This window comes from Populibacterium corticicola (assembly GCF_042683685.1).
In the GTDB taxonomy this organism is placed as follows: domain Bacteria; phylum Actinomycetota; class Actinomycetes; order Actinomycetales; family Cellulomonadaceae; genus Timonella; species Timonella corticicola.
In genome coordinates, this window is sequence record NZ_JBHUOP010000007.1 from 61,682 (window position 1) to 79,647 (window position 17,966).

15 protein-coding genes are annotated in these 17,966 nt (G+C 60.2%); 11 read left to right on the forward strand and 4 right to left on the reverse strand.

The genetic code is table 11. The features are described from left to right. Nucleotides 1–23 precede the first annotated feature (23 nt). From ACFSYH_RS13725 to ACFSYH_RS13775, 11 genes are all read left to right on the forward strand, one after another. Nucleotides 24–989: a carbohydrate ABC transporter permease gene (locus ACFSYH_RS13725; RefSeq protein ID WP_377467788.1), complete on the forward strand. Its 966-nt coding sequence runs from the start codon at nucleotides 24–26 to the stop codon at nucleotides 987–989. A 2-nt stretch (nucleotides 990–991) separates the two neighbouring features. Next, entirely contained in the window at nucleotides 992–1,903 is a 912-nt protein-coding gene (locus ACFSYH_RS13730; protein ID WP_377467790.1) for a carbohydrate ABC transporter permease, read from the forward strand. Between the two features lie 129 nt (nucleotides 1,904–2,032). Next, nucleotides 2,033–2,236 (forward strand): hypothetical protein, encoded by a 204-nt coding sequence (locus tag ACFSYH_RS13735; protein ID WP_377467792.1) that lies wholly within the window; start codon nucleotides 2,033–2,035, stop codon nucleotides 2,234–2,236. After that, nucleotides 2,233–2,499 carry a DUF4190 domain-containing protein gene (locus tag ACFSYH_RS13740; RefSeq protein WP_377467794.1) on the forward strand — a complete coding sequence of 89 codons (267 nt, stop codon included), beginning with the start codon at nucleotides 2,233–2,235 and terminating at the stop codon, nucleotides 2,497–2,499. The genes ACFSYH_RS13735 and ACFSYH_RS13740 overlap by 4 nt, the downstream gene beginning before the upstream one ends. 60 nt (nucleotides 2,500–2,559) lie before the next feature. Then, nucleotides 2,560–2,715 carry a hypothetical protein gene (locus ACFSYH_RS13745; RefSeq protein ID WP_377467796.1) on the forward strand — a complete coding sequence of 52 codons (156 nt, stop codon included), beginning with the start codon at nucleotides 2,560–2,562 and terminating at the stop codon, nucleotides 2,713–2,715. 364 nt (nucleotides 2,716–3,079) lie between these two features. Then, the gene (purL, locus tag ACFSYH_RS13750) at nucleotides 3,080–5,404 is read left to right on the forward strand and encodes a phosphoribosylformylglycinamidine synthase subunit PurL (RefSeq protein ID WP_377467798.1); all 2,325 of its coding nucleotides are present in this window, start codon (nucleotides 3,080–3,082) and stop codon (nucleotides 5,402–5,404) included. Between the two features lie 300 nt (nucleotides 5,405–5,704). Next, entirely contained in the window at nucleotides 5,705–7,081 is a 1,377-nt protein-coding gene (locus ACFSYH_RS13755) for an MFS transporter (RefSeq protein ID WP_377467800.1), read from the forward strand. After that, nucleotides 7,081–9,255 carry a molybdopterin oxidoreductase family protein gene (locus ACFSYH_RS13760; protein ID WP_377467802.1) on the forward strand — a complete coding sequence of 725 codons (2,175 nt, stop codon included), beginning with the start codon at nucleotides 7,081–7,083 and terminating at the stop codon, nucleotides 9,253–9,255. Before ACFSYH_RS13755 ends, ACFSYH_RS13760 begins: the two co-directional genes overlap by 1 nt. A gap of 46 nt (nucleotides 9,256–9,301) precedes the next feature. Next, entirely contained in the window at nucleotides 9,302–10,930 is a 1,629-nt protein-coding gene (locus tag ACFSYH_RS13765; protein WP_377467805.1) for an FAD-dependent oxidoreductase, read from the forward strand. 66 nt (nucleotides 10,931–10,996) lie between these two features. Next, on the forward strand, nucleotides 10,997–12,163 hold the full coding sequence (locus ACFSYH_RS13770) for an FAD-dependent oxidoreductase (protein WP_377467807.1): 1,167 nt from the start codon (nucleotides 10,997–10,999) through the stop codon (nucleotides 12,161–12,163). Nucleotides 12,164–12,205: 42 nt separating this feature from the next. Then, nucleotides 12,206–12,937, forward strand: coding sequence for a copper homeostasis protein CutC (locus ACFSYH_RS13775; protein ID WP_377467809.1), 732 nt, complete (start codon nucleotides 12,206–12,208; stop codon nucleotides 12,935–12,937). Nucleotides 12,938–13,081: 144 nt separating this feature from the next. Here the strand turns inward: ACFSYH_RS13775 and ACFSYH_RS13780 are convergent, their stop codons facing one another. The 4 genes from ACFSYH_RS13780 to ACFSYH_RS13795 form a co-directional block, all read right to left on the reverse strand. Then, nucleotides 13,082–13,978 (reverse strand): ABC transporter permease, encoded by an 897-nt coding sequence (locus ACFSYH_RS13780; protein WP_377467811.1) that lies wholly within the window; start codon nucleotides 13,976–13,978, stop codon nucleotides 13,082–13,084. Continuing rightward, nucleotides 13,971–14,855 carry an ABC transporter ATP-binding protein gene (locus ACFSYH_RS13785; protein WP_377467813.1) on the reverse strand — a complete coding sequence of 295 codons (885 nt, stop codon included), beginning with the start codon at nucleotides 14,853–14,855 and terminating at the stop codon, nucleotides 13,971–13,973. Before ACFSYH_RS13785 ends, ACFSYH_RS13780 begins: the two co-directional genes overlap by 8 nt. 74 nt (nucleotides 14,856–14,929) lie before the next feature. After that, the gene (locus ACFSYH_RS13790) at nucleotides 14,930–16,285 is read right to left on the reverse strand and encodes an LLM class flavin-dependent oxidoreductase (RefSeq protein WP_377467816.1); all 1,356 of its coding nucleotides are present in this window, start codon (nucleotides 16,283–16,285) and stop codon (nucleotides 14,930–14,932) included. Between the two features lie 40 nt (nucleotides 16,286–16,325). Continuing rightward, nucleotides 16,326–17,405, reverse strand: coding sequence for an ABC transporter substrate-binding protein (locus ACFSYH_RS13795; protein ID WP_377467818.1), 1,080 nt, complete (start codon nucleotides 17,403–17,405; stop codon nucleotides 16,326–16,328). Nucleotides 17,406–17,966 lie beyond the last annotated feature (561 nt).

A 17,966-nucleotide genomic window follows, 5' to 3' on the forward strand; every position in this document is an offset into this window, starting at 1 on the left:
CATGACAAATTTCAAGGAACCTCATGAGCACGCAAGACACTGTCTCCGCAGTAAAAGGTGGCTCCAACAACCCTTTGACCGAGCTGCCACGTAGACGAAACCCCGTTAAGGTCTGGCTTCAAGGTGACAGGCCGCACGCGCTGATACTACTGCTTCCGCTTCTGTTCAGCTTTGTGTTCTTCAGTTGGAAACCCATCGTGGAGGCCGCGATCATGGCTTTCCAGTACACGAATCTGGTGGAACCGGCCTCGTGGGTAGGTATGAAGAACTTTCAGAAGGTTCTCTCGGATCCGCTGCTGGTGACAGCCATCAAGAACACGTTCTATTTTGCGTTGTTGGCCCTGATCCTTGGGTACCCGATCCCTTTGCTTTTATCTGTCCTGATGAGCGAGGCCAAAAGATTCAAGGGCCTATACAGCGCGTTGGCCTACCTGCCGGTCATTGTTCCACCGGTCGTGGGAGCGCTGCTCTGGAAATTCTTCTATGACGGTTCGCCGACCGGCGTCTTCAACACGATCCTCGGTTGGATTGGCCTCGGTCCGTACCAGTGGCTATCCAACGCGGACATGGCAATGCCCTCCATCGTGTTGTTCGCGACCTGGGCAGCGGCTGGCGGAACGGTGATCATCTATCTGGCGGGCATTCTCGGTGTCTCCCCGGAACTCTACGATGCGGCTGAAGTGGACGGCGCGGGGATCTGGCGAAAGGTGTGGCATGTGACGATGCCGCAGTTGCGCGGTGTGCTGCTCACGACCTTCATCCTGCAAATCATTGGCACCACCCAGGTATTCCTAGAGCCATTCCTCCTAACCGGCGGAGGCCCGGCAAACTCAACCATGACGCTCCTGATGTTGATCTACAAGTATGCGTTCCAGAGCAGTCTTGGAGGGGACTACGGAGCCGCAACGGCTCTGAGCGTTCTCCTGGCTCTGTTCTTGGCGTTGTTCTCGGCGATCTACTTCCGCGTAACCAGGGGATGGAGTTCTTGACGATGCGAAACATCCGGAAAACGGCTCAAAAAGAGGCGAGCGGTCGCGGTATCCTATCCGAGTCTGATTGGAAGAATCCGCTGGTCAACGTTTCCATGAAGGCTGCACAGTTTGCCGTGCTGATCGGCTTGGTCGTTGCTGGTCTTGGTCCTATCCTATGGCTCGCGAAGTCTGCGGTAACGCCGACGCAGGACACTCTGCGCGAACCGTTGAAGTTGTGGCCAAACGGCATGGACTGGGCGAATCTCCATGAGGCGTGGAGCCGAGTGCAGATCGACCAGTACTTCACGAACACGGTTATCGTTGTCGCGGGAGTCTGGCTCATCCAGGTGGTCGTGGCAACCACCGGGGGCTACGTCCTGTCGATCATGCGCCCCAAGTACGCGAAAGCGCTTGTCGCCATGATTCTGGCGACCATGTTCGTCCCAGGTATCGTGCTGTTGGTGCCGCTCTACCTCACCGTCATTCAGCCACCTTTCTTGAACAGCTCGCTGATCAACACCTACTGGGCGATATGGCTGCCTGCCGGTGCCAATGCGTTCAACATCCTGCTCGCAATGCGTTTCTTCGCGTCATTGCCCCAAGAGATATTTGAGGCTGCCAAGGTGGACGGAGCGGGTCCGTACAAGGTGTTCTTCAGAATCCTGCTGCCCATGTCAAAACCGATCATCGGCGTAATCTCGGTCTTTGCCATCATGGGAGCGTGGAAAGACTACCTGTGGCCGATGCTCGTGCTCAAGGACCCTGCCGTGCAGACCCTGTCGGTTCGACTTCCTCAACTGCAGCAGTTCATTGAATTGGATGTCTTCTTGGCGGCGTTGGCAATCTCCACGGTCATCCCGGTTGTACTCTTCATCGTCTTTCAACGGCTGTTCTTGAGCGGGGTTGGCATGGGAGGAGCCGTGAAGGGATAGCCACTAGGTTTAGTCTGGTTCGGTATCCATAGCGTGAAGGCTGACACTGGAAGTGGTGTCGCTGATCTGATACAACTCTGCGACGACCTGCACACCACAGCGGCTATGCGCGTTCCTAGAATGAATGACATGAGCACACATCGACTTCCGCTACACCGCAGCATCCCAGTAATCGCAACCCGCGCAGTCATCCTGACCGGCTGCTCCATGGGGGTCTCCTCGGAACCAACCGAGAACGCAGACATCAACGAGGTGGTCTGGGAAGAAGGAAACCCGGACATCGAGGATTCATCTGGGGGATCCACCCTCCTACCAGCAGGATTCGCGCAATGAGCTACCCAACCGTCACACAGAACACGCCCGCGTACCGGAAGACCAACGGGCTCGCGATCGCCTCGTTCGTCCTCGCGCTCCTCGGGTTTGCGATCATCCCGGTGATCTTCGGGCACATCGCTCTCAAGCAGATCCGCCGCGACAACGACAGCGGTACCGGCTTCGCCATCGTGGGTCTGGTCCTCGGCTACCTTGAGATCATCGCCTACACGATCCTGCTGTTCATCCTCGTTGGTTCCGTGATCTGGGCCGTGAACGCATGACCGATGCGCACAACCCGAGGTTCATCGAGACGGTGCAACAGTCCGGGTACCGATTCATAGGTGAGGCGCCTTGACCACGAGGTGAAGAACCCGGTCACCGTAATCCGCGCGGCGCTCGCTGTCGCTCGAACACAGACAGGACTTTGGCTCTCCATCGTGCGGGTCATTGCGGAACGTCACAACGCCGCGGTATCCCTCAACTCTGTGCCGGGATAAGGCACGCGAGTGCCCCCAAATTCCCTGCGCTATCCCGCGAGGGCCACGGATAGGTCGACGCAGGTGTCAGAAATAGATTGCCGACGATCTGGTTCGTTTCCTGCGTACCGCACGCTGTGAAGTGGCTTGGCAGGTAGAACTGCCGACTCGTCGGCAATGCGCGGCATCAAAAGATGCCGACTCCCGCACGAACACAGAACATCAAACGCATAACCTCGAAATGGTGCTGACAAGCCGTCTCACAAGCGCACGCAACGGACAAACACAAGCCAACAACCGGATAGAATCAAGGCGTCTGTCCTAGGCGCTCCGAGCCACCCGCGCTCGCAACCCCGCGCCGAGACCACCACTCATGAGGGAACGAATGACTGCCTCCAGCAAGCCCACCCTGGACACCGTCGAACACGCAGCGAGCACTCCTGACGAGGAACAGCCCTATGCGTCGCTAGGCCTCAAGCCTGAGGAATACCAGCAGATCCGCGACATCCTGGGACGCCGCCCAACCGCGGCAGAACTCGCAATGTACTCCGTCATGTGGTCGGAGCACTGCTCATACAAGTCCTCCAAAGTGCACCTGCGCAAATTCGGGGACAAGGTAACCGACGAGATGAAGGAACACCTCCTCGTCGGAATCGGCGAAAACGCCGGTGTCGTGGACATCGGCGAAGGCTGGGCCGTCACCTTCAAGGTCGAGTCCCACAACCACCCATCGTTCGTTGAGCCCTACCAGGGCGCGGCAACCGGTGTCGGCGGAATCGTCCGCGACATCATCTCCATGGGCGCGCGCCCCGTCGCCGTCATGGACCAGCTCCGCTTCGGAGACGTCAACCACCCGGACACCGCACGCGTCGTACACGGCGTGGTCTCCGGTGTCGGCGGTTACGGAAACTCCCTCGGTCTGCCCAACATCGGTGGCGAACTCGTCTTCGATTCCTCATACCAGGGCAACCCGCTGGTCAACGCGCTCGCGGTTGGCGTTCTGCGTCACGAGGACATCCACCTCGCAAACGCATCCGGCGTTGGCAACAAGGTCATCCTGTTCGGTGCCCGCACCGGTGGCGACGGAATCGGTGGCGCATCGATCCTCGCATCAGAGACCTTCGAGGACGGCGTGCCAGCAAAGCGCCCATCCGTTCAGGTCGGGGACCCATTCATGGAGAAGGTGCTCATCGAGTGCTGTCTCGAACTCTTCCACGCCGGTGTCGTCGAAGGCATTCAGGACCTCGGTGCCGCTGGTATTTCGTGTGCCACCTCGGAACTCGCCTCCAACGGTGACGGCGGCATGCACGTATGGCTCGACGATGTTCTCCTGCGCGACCCAACCCTGAACGCGGGCGAAATCCTCATGTCCGAGTCGCAGGAACGCATGATGGCGGTTGTACGCCCAGAGAAACTCGACGAGTTCATGGCGATCACCGGCAAGTGGGACGTCGAATCCTCCGTGGTCGGCGAGGTCAACGACTCTGGCCGACTCACCATCGACCACCACGGACAGCGCATCGTTGACGTTGACCCACGCACGGTCGCGCACGAGGGCCCAACCTACAACCGTCCATACGCCCGCCCAGCATGGCAGGACGGACTGAACGCAGACACCAACGTTGCCGCGGGTCTGGCCCGTCCGGTATCGGGTGAGGACTTGAAGGCCGCCGCTCTGGCAACCCTCGGCGCGCCCAACTATGCATCGAAGGAATGGGTCACCAACCAGTACGACCGATTCGTGCAGGGCAACACCGCGCTCGCTCAGCCAGACGACGCCGGTGTGATCCGCGTGGACGAAACCTCGAACCTCGGTATCGCAATCGCGACTGACGCCAACGGACGTTTCGCAAAGCTCGACCCGCGCACCGGTGCGGCCCTCGCGCTCGCTGAGGCGTACCGTAACGTCGCAGCCGCCGGTGCCCGCCCCATGGCCGTCACCGACTGCCTCAACTTCGGCTCCCCGGAAGACCCAGACTCGATGTGGCAGCTCGTTGAGGCAATCGAAGGTCTCGCGGACGCCTGCATGGAACTCGGTGTTCCCGTGACCGGTGGTAACGTCTCGCTCTACAACGGAACCGGCGAACCGGGTCAGATCGATTCCTCCATCCACCCGACCCCGGTTGTCGGCGTGCTCGGTGTCCTCGATGACGTGACTCGTTCCGTCACCACCGGATTCCGTGGCGAGGGCGACGCAATCTACCTGCTCGGAACCACCCGCGATGAACTCGACGGTTCCGCCTGGGCCGAGGTCGCCCACCAGCACCTTGGCGGCGTGCCGCCACTAGTTGACCTAGCAGCTGAGAAGGTACTCGGGGCAGTGCTCGTGAACGCTGCACGCGATTCCCTCGTGACCGCATCCCACGACCTATCCGATGGTGGTCTGATTCAGGCCGTGCTCGAATCCGCTATCCGTTACGGAACCGGTGCACGCATCTCCGTGGCTGACCTGGCGGCACGTGACGGCATCTCCGAGTTCGCCGCCCTGTTCTCCGAGTCCACGGCACGCGCCATCGTCGCAGTGCCGCGTGGCGAGGAAGCTCGCTTCCAAGACGCATGCGTGGGCCGCGGCGTGCCATTCCTCAAGATCGGTGAAACCGGGCATGAGGCAGATGGCAAGCAGGTTGTCGAGATTGAGGGACTGTTCACCGTTCCGGTTGCGCAGGCCGCAGAGGTGTTCAGCAAGACGCTGCCGGAGATTTTCGGCTGACCACTCACCGTATAAGAATCACGAAGGCCAGCGGGTGTTCCCGCTGGCCTTCGCTGTATGTCTTGCCGCTTGTGGTTAGGTGTATAGGTTTTGTCTGGTTTGTGAGTGGTGGGAACACTCACAAACCAGACAAAACCTATACACCTAATGGTGGCGAGGAGGAGCAAGTTTCACAGGTCTAACAGCCAGATGTTACCTCTGTGAGGCGAGATTAACTGAAGTGTTACTGCACGTGGAACGAGGCGAAACAGGAACTCGATAGTTTCGATCACACACGAAACGATTCCGAGGGAGCACTTCATGACCACGTACGACAACAGTGCACCGACAGCTACGGCTGTACGCGAAGAGACCACAACGGCGGCCACGCAAACACTGACGCGGCATCCGGGTCGCTGGCTTGAGGGTTGGAACCCCGAAGACCCTGCCCAGTGGGAGGGTGGCGGGCGTCGGATTGCCCGTCGAAACCTGGTGGTGTCCATCTACGCGGAATTCCTGGGGTTTTGCGTGTGGGCGATGTGGAGCGTGGTTGTACCGTTCCTTCCCGAAGCCGGATTCACGCTAACCGTTGATCAGCAGTTCTGGTTGATCGCGCTGCCAAGCCTGGTCGGTGCGGTGATGCGGATTCCGTACACGTTCATGGTTCCTATTTTTGGAGGCCGGAACTGGACGATCATCTCGGCGGCTCTGCTCATCCTTCCGGCAGGGGCGTTGGCGTGGGTGGTTGGCAGGCCAGAGACCTCGTTCGGGGTGCTTTTGATGATTGCCGCGCTTGCTGGCTTCGGCGGCGGAAACTTCGCATCCTCAATGACCAACATCTCGTTCTTCTTCCCCGAGAAGGAAAAGGGCAGTGCGCTTGGCTTGAATGCGGCGGGCGGCAATCTGGGTACGGGGCTGGTTCAGCTTGTGGTTCCGGTGATCATTGTGCTTGGTGCGGGCCTGCACCTAGAGCGGGCGGGGTTGATTTTCATACCGTTGGCGCTGCTGGGAGTGGTTGCGGCTGCCCTGTGGATGGATAATCTGCGTGGTGTCGCCTCCGATGTCAAGGCGTTCGCGGCTGCGGGGGCGCATCCGCACACGTGGCTGATCTCGTTCCTGTACCTGGGAACGTTTGGGTCTTTCATCGGGTTCTCGGGTGTTTTCCCAACGCTTTTGAAGACACAGTTCCCTGAGGTTGGGCTGTCGATAGCTTTCCTCGGTGCCTTGGTTGGTGCGTTGTCTCGCCCGTTCGGTGGCTGGCTCGCTGATCGCGTGGGTGGTGCGCGGCTGACGGTGCTGTGTTTCTTCGCCTTGATGGTTGGTACGGTCGGCGCGATGTATGGGCTCAGTACCCGCAGTTTCTCCTGGTTCTTCGCTTCGTTCTTGGCGTTGTTCGTCGCGGCAGGTGTGGGCAATGGTTCGACGTATCGAATGATTCCGGCGGTGTTCCGCACTGGCCGTTTGGAGGGTGACCTGATGGTGGCCCGCCAGACCGCCGCCGGTTGTATCGGCATTGCTGGCGCTGTGGGCGCGATTGGTGGGTTCTTGATTCCACGCGGGTTTGCCCTGTCCACGAGTTTGAGTGGTTCCCTGGTTCCGGCGTTGTGGGCCTTCCTCTGCGCTTATGCGCTGATGGCGGCGGTGACCTACACGATCTACCTGCGGCGCGGGTCCATCTTTGCCAAGGCAAATGTCTGATGGTCCCTGCAACTATTTCTGGGGAAACTGCAGCGCCCATCCAGTCCACGGACACGCACTGTCCCTATTGCGCATTGCAATGCGCAATGACCATCACGAGTGGTGTGGGTACGCCGAGAATCGCCCCACGTGAATTCCCTACAAACCGTGGCGGCCTGTGTCGAAAGGGATGGACCGCAGCCGAGTTGCTGTCCACTCCAGACCGGGTGAGTAGCCCTTTGATTCGCGACGAGTCGGGTACTTTGGTCCCCACGTCCTGGCAGGTGGCACTCGACTTTGTGGCCGAGCGCATCCGAACCATTCAGGGAAAGCACGGTAAGGATTCGGTTGCCGTGTTTGGCGGTGGTGGGCTGACCAATGAGAAGGCCTACCAGTTGGGGAAGTTTGCGCGCATTGCGCTTGGCACTGCAAACATCGACTACAACGGGCGTTTCTGTATGTCCAGCGCTGCCGCCGCGGCGAATAGATCGCTTGGCCTAGATCGCGGTCTGCCGTTCCCCGTTACAGACTTCGATGAAGCCGATGTCATCATGTTGATCGGGTCCAACCCGGCTGAGACGATGCCGCCCTTGGTCGGACACTTCGCACATGCAAAGAACACTGGTGGATTGATCGTCCTGGACCCCCGAGTCACCGCTACGGCTGCGCTGGTGGGTGAGTTTGGGGAGCATATTCAACCTGTCCCCGGCACAGATCTGGCCGTGCTCCTGGGAATCTCGCACGTCATCGCCTTCGAGGGGTTACTGGACCGGGACTATATCGCGGAACGCACGCAGGGGTTTGACCACTACCTTTCAGCGTTGTCTGCATGGTGGCCGGAACGCACGGAGGCTGTGACCGGTGTGCCCGCTGAACAGATCAGATCCGTTGCCCGCACACTGGCCGCGAACAGCCCGAAGCAGGGAGGGCGAACCTTCATCATCACCGGACGTGGAATAGAACAGTCACGTCAGGGAACCGATGGGGTGACCGCAGCCATCAACCTGGCCTTGATGCTGGGGCTCGTGGGCGCTGCGGGCAGCGGCTATGGCACGTTGACTGGTCAAGGCAACGGACAGGGTGGGCGGGAACACGGCCAGAAGGCAGATCAACTACCGGGCTACCGGATGATCACTGACCCAGATGCGCGCGAGCACGTGGCCAAGGTGTGGGGCGTTGAACTGCAGGACCTACCCGATAAAGGGAAACCGGCCGTTGAGCTCCTCAAGGGACTGGGGCAACCCGATGGCCCGCAAGCTCTGCTCGTACATGGCTCAAACATTGTTGTCTCCGCCCCGCGTTCCATCGACATCGCCGAGAGGCTGCGCAGCCTCAAGTTGCTCGTGATCTGCGACTTCATTCTCAACGAAACCTCCCAGTATGCAGATGTGGTCCTGCCCGTATTGCAGTGGGCCGAGGAGGACGGCACGATGACGAACCTCGAGGGCCGCGTCATTCGTCGAAAAGCAGCAACACAACCACCCGAACACGCACGCAGCGAACTGTGGGTGATGCGCGAACTCGCACAAAGACTGGGCGCACCCGGCGTGTGGTCAACCGACCCCGCCGAAGTGTTCGATGAACTCGCAGCCGCGAGTCGTGGTGGAAAAGCCGACTACTCGGGGCTGACCCACCAGACCCTCGACTGCCACGAAGCACACACAGGTGGACAACCCGGATCAGGACTGTACTGGCCGATCCCTGCAACCAGCCAAGCAGGCACACCGCGCGTATTCACGCACACGTTCCCCACCCCAAGTGGCCGAGCCACCTTCCATCCCGTTCAACACCGCGGCAACGCAGACCCCATCACCCGAGACCACAGCATCTACCTCGTCACCGGACGAGTTCTCGAACAATACCAATCGGGCGCACAAACCCGACGGGTCAAAGCGCTCACTGACGCGGTCCCCGAAGCCTACGTGGAGATGCATCCGCTGCTCGCGCAACGATACGACCTCCAAGAAGGCCAGAACATCACCCTCAAGAACGACAGGGGAACGGTAGCCGCCGCCGTCCGCATTACGAGGAATATCCGCCCAGACACCGTGTTCATGCCGTTCCACTGGGGCCACGAAAACAGCGTGAACCGGGTCATCAACTGGGTCACCGACCCCATCTCAGGGATGCCCGAGTTCAAAACCGCAACAGTCCTCATCGAAACGTCCCGCACCACTGCCGTCAGCGCGCCATAAAACACCCACCTGACGCCACACAGCCTTAACCACCAGGAGGAATCGCATGCGAATCGTCGTCATTGGAAACGGAATGGTTGGCTCCCGATTCGTCGAAGACCTCTGCCAACGCACAGAACCCCACTGTGCCGCACTAAACATCACCGTGCTTGGGCAAGAACCCTGCAACTCCTACAACCGGGTCCTGCTCACCGAGGTACTCGCCGGAGCATACGAACTGTCCATGATTGGTTCGCCACCACCCACGGATTCCAGGGTCCACCTCCTTCGAGGAATTTCAGCCCGCTCAATCAACACCACCGAATACACCGTCCTCGACAGCGACGGCAACCTACACCACTACGACGCACTCGTACTCGCCACGGGAGCAGACGCCAGACTCCCCGAACTACCCTCACTCATCGCGCACCTTCACCAAGAACAAGACCAACCAGAATACGCCTACGCGTTAACCAGCAAGACCGCCACCCACACCGAGCATGCACCAACAGGACACGAGCCACGCGAGGCAACCAACTCGTCGGCAATAGATACCAGCCATGCACACGACAATCTCACCGGAGCATCACGCCTACCCGTGGGAACACACGTCCTACGCACCATCGATGACGTGCGCGAACTGCGCGCGGCAACTGCCAACACGCGCCGCGCCATCGTGCTGGGAGCTGGAGTGCTGGGTATCGAGACAGCGGTGGCGCTCGCAGGACGAGGGGTGCCGGAGGTGACCCTCGTGCACCCGCGAGGGCTGATGAACGCGCAACTGGGTTCTGCTGCCGGGCACGTGGCAGCGCACCGGCTTGAGGAACTAGGTGTCCGGGTACGCACCCACCTGAAAGTCACTGACCTGCTGATCCGCGATGGACGCACGGCGGGCCTCGCCGTGGGCAACGGAGAGGAACTCCCCGCTGAACTCGTGGTCATCACAACCGGAATCGCACCACGCGTGGAACTGGGCGCGGCGGTGGGCCTCGCGGCGGATAGAGGGCTGCTCACGGATGCAGACTCTCGCTGCCTTGACACACGAGACGTCTACGCAATCGGTGACTGTGCGCAGCCACCCCAGGGCGCAACCGGACTCGTAGCGCAAGGGTGGGACCAGGCGCGACAACTGGCACGATTCCTCGCCACAGGTGAGAGCCTGACAGGCGCCATCCCAACAAACCAGGGCAGTGACGTGGTGAAGGTGAAAGGACAGGGCGTGGATATCGTCGCGATGGGCGGCAAGGATGCGGGAGAAGGCGCTGGCGTGCGGGTCGTGCAAGTCAGCGACCCGGTAGCAGGGCGACACATCGAAGTTGTGGTGCGCGATGAGCGGGTCATCGCAGCCACCTGCATCGGTGCCGGAAGTATCGCCAGTGACCTGACTGCCGCCTACACGCGCGGAACGCCAACACCACAGGACCCACTGAGCATGCTCATCAAGCAGGTAGGGCCAGTCGCCGCAAGTGGACAAGCAGACTCACCCGTGCGTATTCCAGACCGGGCCACGATCTGTCGTTGCAACGGCGTGACCAAAGGCGCGATTGTGGCAGCCTGGCGCGGTGGGGACAGAACCGTCGAGGAGGTTGCCGGTTCCACGCGGGCAACAACCGGGTGCGGTGGCTGCACCGATGCTGTGTGCGGCATCGTGGACTGGCTTAACTCGTCAAGCCAGAGAGAAGAAACCACCGTATGAACGCGTGCTTCACGTGTGAAACACCCGCGTTAGTCTGGCAGTAGTCAGCGATGTGGGGAGTGGGATATGAGCGAAAAGCTAGACGTCATTGTTGTTGGAGCGGGTGCGACTGGTCTTGCGACGGCCTGGAAACTCGCGCAAGCGGGCCGTAGCGTGACGGTTCTCGAGCAGTTCGGCCGAGCGCACAAGAAGGGGTCGAGCCACGGCGGTTCACGCATCTACCGGGCCACCTATGTGCAGCGCGAATATCTCGACCTCATGCACCACGCCCTGGATATGTGGCGTGAACTTGAATCGGACTCTGGACTGAGGTTGTTGTCGGAGGTCGGATTGGTCTCGCACGGGTTCCCACCCCACGACTTTGAACAGCCCATGCGTGCGGCGGGTATCCCACTTGAGGTGTTGACCCCGGAGGAAGCCCAGGAACGCTGGCCGGGAATGCGGTTCGAAGGCAAGGTGCTCCACGAACACAAGACCGCCGGGCGTGTGAACGCCGATCTCACCCTTGTCGCGTTGGAGCAGGAGTTGGTCCGCCACGGTGGTTCGGTCGTATACGGGGCGCAGGTCACGGACGTGCAGGCTGAGGTTTATGGGGTCATCGTGGAGTCGAGCGCCGGAACCTACCGGGCTGACAAGATCGTGCTCGCGGCCGGTGGTTGGACCAACAAACTCGCACCCCAGTTGCTCGGCCTAGACCAGCCGCTGGATATGAAGGTCGTAGAGGTCGCGCCCGCGCACTTCGACATCGTGTCGGAACGCGCTGGCTCACTGACCGAGTCGACTTGGCCGTCGTTCACACACGATCACGCGTCGGTTGACCCCACGACAGGAGAGTCGAGCCGCTGGCCCGGCATTGTGTACGGACTCGCAACAGATGGCGAGGGCATTAAGGTCGGTTTCAACGCGTACGGTGTCACACTCGACCCAGATCAGCGTACGTTTACCCCGCGCGACGGTGACGTTCAACTGCACGCCGACTACGTCCGTGAATGGCTGCCTGGCCTCGACGCCGAGACAGCGGCACCGTTGAGTTGCACCTACACCCGCACACCCCATGACGATTTTTTGATCGATCGCTCTGGCCGCGTTGTGGTGGCATCGCCCTGCTCGGGCCACGGGTTTAAGTTCATGCCCGCGCTTGGGGAGATGATCGCGAATGTGACGCTTGGCGACGAGTCGGAAATTTCCAGCCTCCGTCCTGATCTGTTCAGCCTGGCCCGGGTTCTCGCGTGAGATTCCCAGATCTTGCGGAGGTACTACCGGTAGGGTGAGGACATGACACCAGCATTGGAAATCGCAGTTCAAGACATTGCAGGCGCTCTCATCGCACGCAACGAGGGCGCAGACCGCGTGGAGTTGTGCGCCGCCCTTGGCGTGACCGGAGGTTTGACACCGACTGCGGGCATGATCGATCTCGCCGCGCAGACCGGTATCGACGTGCACGTGCTGATCCGGCATCGTCCCGGTGGATTCGTGTACTCCGTTGAAGAAGTGGCCGTTCTTGAAAACGACATCATGTTTGCGGTGTCTGCAGGTGCAGCCGGTGTCGTGATCGGTGCACTGACGAAGGATCGCACGATCGATGTGAGCGCAACCAAACGCATGATTACCGCAGCGCGTTTGGCGGCTGGCCCACGCGAGATCGAGGTGACATTCCACCGGGCGTTCGACGTGCTCGACAACCGGGTTGAGGCTTTGAGGCAACTGCGAGATCTGGGTGTGGATCGTGTTCTGACCTCTGGTGGCGCAGCAACGGTTCCCGGTGGTCTCGCAGTTTTGGAGGATCTGGTGAACGCGCAGTCCGGTGTTCAGATCATGGCCGGTGGGGGAGTGACCCTCGATGTCATCGACGCACTTGTTGGGATCGGCGTGGACGCAGTGCACCTGTCTGCCAAGACCGGCGTGCCCGACCCGGGCGTTGCCGGTCCCGGTAGTGGGGCACAGGCACCGCTTGAACGCACTGATGTTGAGGTTGTGCGCGCGGCGGTTGCCGCGCTGCGGAAATGACCTCAACTGGAGTCCGTCCATAGACGGTGGGCGACTCTGCGGGTGATGTCATCTGCCACGCGCATCGAGGTACAGACCAGAGCGCGCCCCAACATTATGAGGCGCGCCCGAACTGGTACCGCAACGTCAGTAATTGCCGCGTGATTACTGTGCCTGCCACCGCGAGAATCGACGTTGCAATGCCAACAACCCTGCATTGATCGCCAGGCCAAGCAGCGAGATGACAATGATTCCGGCGTACATTTTTGCGGTCTGGAAGTTGTACTGCGTATAGGTGATCAAATACCCGAGACCGGATTTGGCCCCCATCATCTCCGCTGCGATGAGAATCAAGATGGATGCAGAACCAGCCATGCGCACACCCGTGAAGATCGTGGGCACAGCGGCGGGCAGAACCACCTTGCGGAAGATCGCGAGTTGCCGCAGGCCAAGTGATCGTGCGGCCTTGATGAGCAGGGGGTCCACCTGCTGCACTGCGGAAATCGTGGTGAGTAGGACTGGGAAGGAGCAACCGAACGTGATGAGTGCGATCTTGGAGGTCTCGCCGATGCCGAGCAGCAGGATGAACACGGGGAGTAGCGCGAGTGCCGCGGTGTTTCGGAAAATCTCCAGGATTGGATTCAGGAACTGCGAGACCTTACGACTCCAACCGATTGCCAACCCCAACGGAATGGCGATCGCTATGGCGAGTGCGAAGCCAGCCCCAGCACGGATGAGGCTCGCCTGCAGGTGAGTGAAGATCTCGCCGCTCGCGATCAACTCGACGAGTGCACCGAGGACTTCCGAGAACGGCGGCAAGAACACCGGGTCGGCTAGTCCTGTGCGGGGTGCGATCTCCCAGATCGCGAGCAGCAGGAGGATGGCGAGGCTGGCACGTCCAAGGCCGACGGCAGTGATCGTGAACTTCTTGGCCCACGATTCGGTGTAGGTTTCCTCTTTGAGCACTTGCAGTCGTCCGAGGGTGGGCGGGTCAGCAAAGGCTGGAGCCGGTTCGTTTGAGGTGGCTGGCGGCTTTGCGATGGTCTGGGTTGCGCTAGACAAGGGATGCCTCTCTTTCCGACGATTCGGCTGGGTCCAGTTCAGCGTCTGGCCCCGCGTGGGGTGCGTCGATCACCGCTTCTGTATCGGTCGGGTGCAAGGCCTTCCAGACGCGGTGGCGTAGTTCGCCGAATTTTGCGGAGGATCGCAGGTCGTTGCCTGTCGTGCGTTCCTCGTCGGTGAATGGAACGTCGATGACCTCTTGAAGCTGGCCGGGGCGCGGCGTCATGATCGCAACGCGCTGGCCGAGGTAGATCGCCTCTTCGATGCCGTGCGTGATGAACACGATTGTTTTGCCGGTGGCCCGCCAGATGCGCAGTAGTTCGTCCTGCAGAGATTCTCGGGTTTGTGCGTCGAGCGCTGCGAAGGGCTCGTCAAGCAGGAGAATCTCTGGGTCGAACGCGAGCGAACGCGCAATTGCCACGCGCTGGCGCATACCGCCCGACAACTCATGCGGGTAGCGGTGACCGAAGCCGTCCAGACCGACCAGTTCCAGGTATTCCTGGGCGATCTTGTGACGCTGTGCTTTGGGAACCCTCTTGGACTCGAGGCCAAACTCGATGTTGCGCAGTGCTGTGCGCCATGGCAGCAGGGAGTATTGCTGGAACACGACGCCACGGTCAGGGCCAGGACCGGTGATGGCGTGACCGTCTATCTCGATACTGCCATCCGTGATGGACGTCAGCCCAGCCAACAGGTCGAGGAGCGTGGACTTACCGCAACCAGATGGGCCTACAACGGTCAGGAACTCGCCCTCCTGGACGTCTAGGGTGAAGTCGGCGAGCGCGGTGAAGGTTTTGCGGGCGCTTCTTCCCGCGGTGGTGTCTCGAACGATGAATTGCTTGCGTACGTGCTTGAACGCGAGCTTTGGAATGCTCATCGCTGTGCCTTTCTAGTGAGGGAGGCGGGTGGCGTGCAGTAGAGAGCCACCCGCCTCCAAAGCGGGAAGTGCGATCAGACGAGTGCGCTGTTACGCGTGTGCACGTTTTCTGGGCGTTTGAGGCCAAAGTGGTCGCGCAGCGTGCTGCCCGAGTACTCGGTGCGGAACAGGCCACGCTGCTGCAGGATGGGAACGACGTGGTCGAGGAAGTCATCCAGTCCGGCAGGGTAGAGCGGAGGCATCACGTTGAATCCGTCCGCCGCGCGGTTCTCAGCCCAGACCTGGATGCGGTCTGCGATCTGCTCCGGAGTTCCCGCAACCACCTGATGTCCGCGTCCACCGGCAAGCTTGTGCAGCAGCTCGCGCAGTGTAGGTTGCTCGCGTTCCACGATTCCGGCGATGACCTGTAACCGGGAACGGTTGTTGTTGGTGACATCGCCTGCATCCGCGAAGAGTTCGAGGGGGACCCGCTCTTCAAGGTTGTCTACGGTGAACCAGGAATCGTCCTGGCCTGCGAGGTTAGAGCGGATGAGCCCAAGACCGTACTCGGGAATTGTGAGTTCGTTGAGTTCCCTTGCCTTGGCCTGTGCCTCCGCTTCCGTGGCGGCAACGAAAGGACTTAACCCTGGGAGGATCTTGACGTCGTCTTCGGAACGACCCAGGGCAACAGCCTGGGCCTTGATGTCGTTATAGAACGCCTGCGCATCTTCTATGCGCTGGTGCGCGGTGAAGATTGCCTCCGCATACTTGGCTGCGAATGCACGCCCGTCGTTGGAGGCTCCCGCCTGGATCAGTACGGGGTGACCCTGAGGTGGGCGAGGAGTGGTGAGCAAACCGTCCACGTTGATGTATTTGCCGTGGAAGTTCGGCTCATGGAGTTTCGACGCGTCTGCGTAGCGGCCGTTCTCCTTGTCAAAGACGATCGCGTCGTCCTCCCAGCTATCCCACAGCAGTTTTGTCGTGTCCACAAACTCGCTGGCTCGGGCATAGCGTTCGGAAACCTCGGGGAATACCTCAAACCCAAAGTTTCGCCCCACGAGTTCGTGACCGGTTGTGACGATATTCCACCCTGCACGCCCACCTGAGAGATGATCCAGTGTTGAGAACAGGCGAGCCAGGTTGTATGGCTCGTAGAACGTTGTCGATGCGGTTGCGATGAGCCCGATCTTCTCGGTCACAGCGGCAATGGACGCGAGAGTCGTGATCGGTTCGAGTTGCCCACCCGCAGAGTACTCAGCGACACCGGCAGCAGGAACATCCGCGAAGAACACGGCGTCGATCTTGCTGGCCTCTGCCTTCTGAGCGATGCCCTGGTAGTGACGGGCCGAATAGTTCGCTCCTGGTTGCGATGAGGGGTGGCGCCATGAGGCTTCATGATGTCCGAAACTGTAGAGGAAGATGTTGAGTGAGATCTGACGAGGGTTGCTCATTGCGTGGGTCCTTACCTGTCAAGTGGTGTGCGAGTGAGGGTCAGTCGATGGGTTTGCCGTCAGCGTCCGCATCGGATTCGTACGTACCGTTTGCGTAGGGGTTGAACTCGTTGGTGTAGACGTCCTGCGCCTTCAGATCGGTGTTCTTGAGTCCGTTGCCTCGCTTGAGTTGCTCAATCCACGTGGAATACTCGGACTCGGTGATGACTCCACCGGGCGTGGAGATGCCGAGTGATCGGTAGTACTGCACTAGGTTGGTGTCCTCGCCGCGATCACGGGTGGACAGGATCTCGGTGTAGGCCTTCTTGACCTCTTCTGGGTCTTCGAGTTGCGTCCAGCGGATTGCGCGCGCAACTCCGGTCACGAATTCCTCCACGACCTCAGGGTTTTCCTTGATGTAATCGTCGCGGAACACGAGAGAGCCGTTGGAGGCTGGGCCGAATACGTCGAGGTCGTTGAAGAGCTCGCGGATTCCGCCGCGTTCTCTGGCGACTTCGAGGGCGATCGTGCTGAGGATGACGCCATCTACTTGACCTTGACGTAGAACCTGCTCCGAATTCGCGGGAGGGATTACCTTGAGCTCAACCTGTGCGATCTCTTCCTCGGTGAGACCTTCCTGCGCGAGCCATTCCGTGATCTGGAACTCGTACTGCGCCCCCAGGGTGTTGACCCCGATGGACCGCCCGATGAAGTCCTTGGCTGTCTTCACCAGGGAGTCCTCGAGCACATACACGCCGACGTTCGTGAGCTCGTCGGAACCATAGTAGGAGATCACGGAGGTGACCTTGGAACCGGAGTCCCGAAGCTTCACGATCGCCCCATTGAAGGCGCTACCGAAGTCGGTTTCGCCAATTGCGGTGGCTTGAATGGATTCCGGCCCGCCGTTGACGTTCCCCAGCCATTCCAACTCAATGTTGGGCAGATATCCCAGGTGCGCGGCGAGTTCAGGAGGCGTGACGGAACCAGAGCTGCCCTGATACTTGATGACTGCGTTGCCGTCGGCGTTTTTCTCGGCTGCGGCAGAGGATCCTGCGCAGGCGGAAACCGAAAACGCGAGGATCGCTGCCGTGGCGGCTGCAAAGAGTTGAGTGACTGGCTTTTGGGTGCGGAAGAGGGGCACGAGTACTCCTAAGTTGGGTTCCAGCGTCAGGCGTGCGGGTATACAGGGGCCTAGACACTGAAAAGTTGAATCGCTCATGAAAAAGGCGCACACTCGCCACGATGACCGGCAAGTGCGGGACCTTGCTGGGGACTCGTCGTAAAGGAAAGCGGTGCAGAGAGTGCAAACGCTAGGTACAGCGCGCAGGGCATTGCTGACTCAGCAGCAGGAGAAGGTGTTGCGTCTTAGCTACACGGACAGCACGAACAGGAGGGGTGGGTTGCCCATGTGCCTGCTACGTCCTGTGTTGTCATGACCACTATCTTTAGTGGCTCGTGGAACGAACGCAATGCACATCCATTCGCTGACACTGTTTGAACTCAGGTGTCTGGCCGTAACGCATCTTGAAACTCTGGTTACGGTGGATAACCGAGCGCATCCGGCAAGCGCGCAGCGGAGACGGCGACCGCTCATCGTTTGGCGTGGTGAATCGTTCATAGGGCAGGCAGGAAGAGTGGGAAAGACGGATCCACGGCTACAGATGAGATCCATTATTTGAGATAGAGGTGGCTGGGGTAAAGC

Coding starts and splice junctions, on each gene's coding strand:
- ACFSYH_RS13775 (WP_377467809.1), top strand. CDS start 12,206: ATGACACCAGCATTGGAAATCGCAGTTCAAGACATTGCAGGCGCTCTC.
- ACFSYH_RS13730 (WP_377467790.1), top strand. CDS start 992: ATGCGAAACATCCGGAAAACGGCTCAAAAAGAGGCGAGCGGTCGCGGT.
- purL (WP_377467798.1), top strand. CDS start 3,080: ATGACTGCCTCCAGCAAGCCCACCCTGGACACCGTCGAACACGCAGCG.
- ACFSYH_RS13725 (WP_377467788.1), top strand. CDS start 24: ATGAGCACGCAAGACACTGTCTCCGCAGTAAAAGGTGGCTCCAACAAC.
- ACFSYH_RS13740 (WP_377467794.1), top strand. CDS start 2,233: ATGAGCTACCCAACCGTCACACAGAACACGCCCGCGTACCGGAAGACC.
- ACFSYH_RS13765 (WP_377467805.1), top strand. CDS start 9,302: ATGCGAATCGTCGTCATTGGAAACGGAATGGTTGGCTCCCGATTCGTC.
- ACFSYH_RS13735 (WP_377467792.1), top strand. CDS start 2,033: ATGAGCACACATCGACTTCCGCTACACCGCAGCATCCCAGTAATCGCA.
- ACFSYH_RS13785 (WP_377467813.1), bottom strand. CDS start 14,855: ATGAGCATTCCAAAGCTCGCGTTCAAGCACGTACGCAAGCAATTCATC.
- ACFSYH_RS13790 (WP_377467816.1), bottom strand. CDS start 16,285: ATGAGCAACCCTCGTCAGATCTCACTCAACATCTTCCTCTACAGTTTC.
- ACFSYH_RS13755 (WP_377467800.1), top strand. CDS start 5,705: ATGACCACGTACGACAACAGTGCACCGACAGCTACGGCTGTACGCGAA.
- ACFSYH_RS13770 (WP_377467807.1), top strand. CDS start 10,997: ATGAGCGAAAAGCTAGACGTCATTGTTGTTGGAGCGGGTGCGACTGGT.
- ACFSYH_RS13760 (WP_377467802.1), top strand. CDS start 7,081: ATGGTCCCTGCAACTATTTCTGGGGAAACTGCAGCGCCCATCCAGTCC.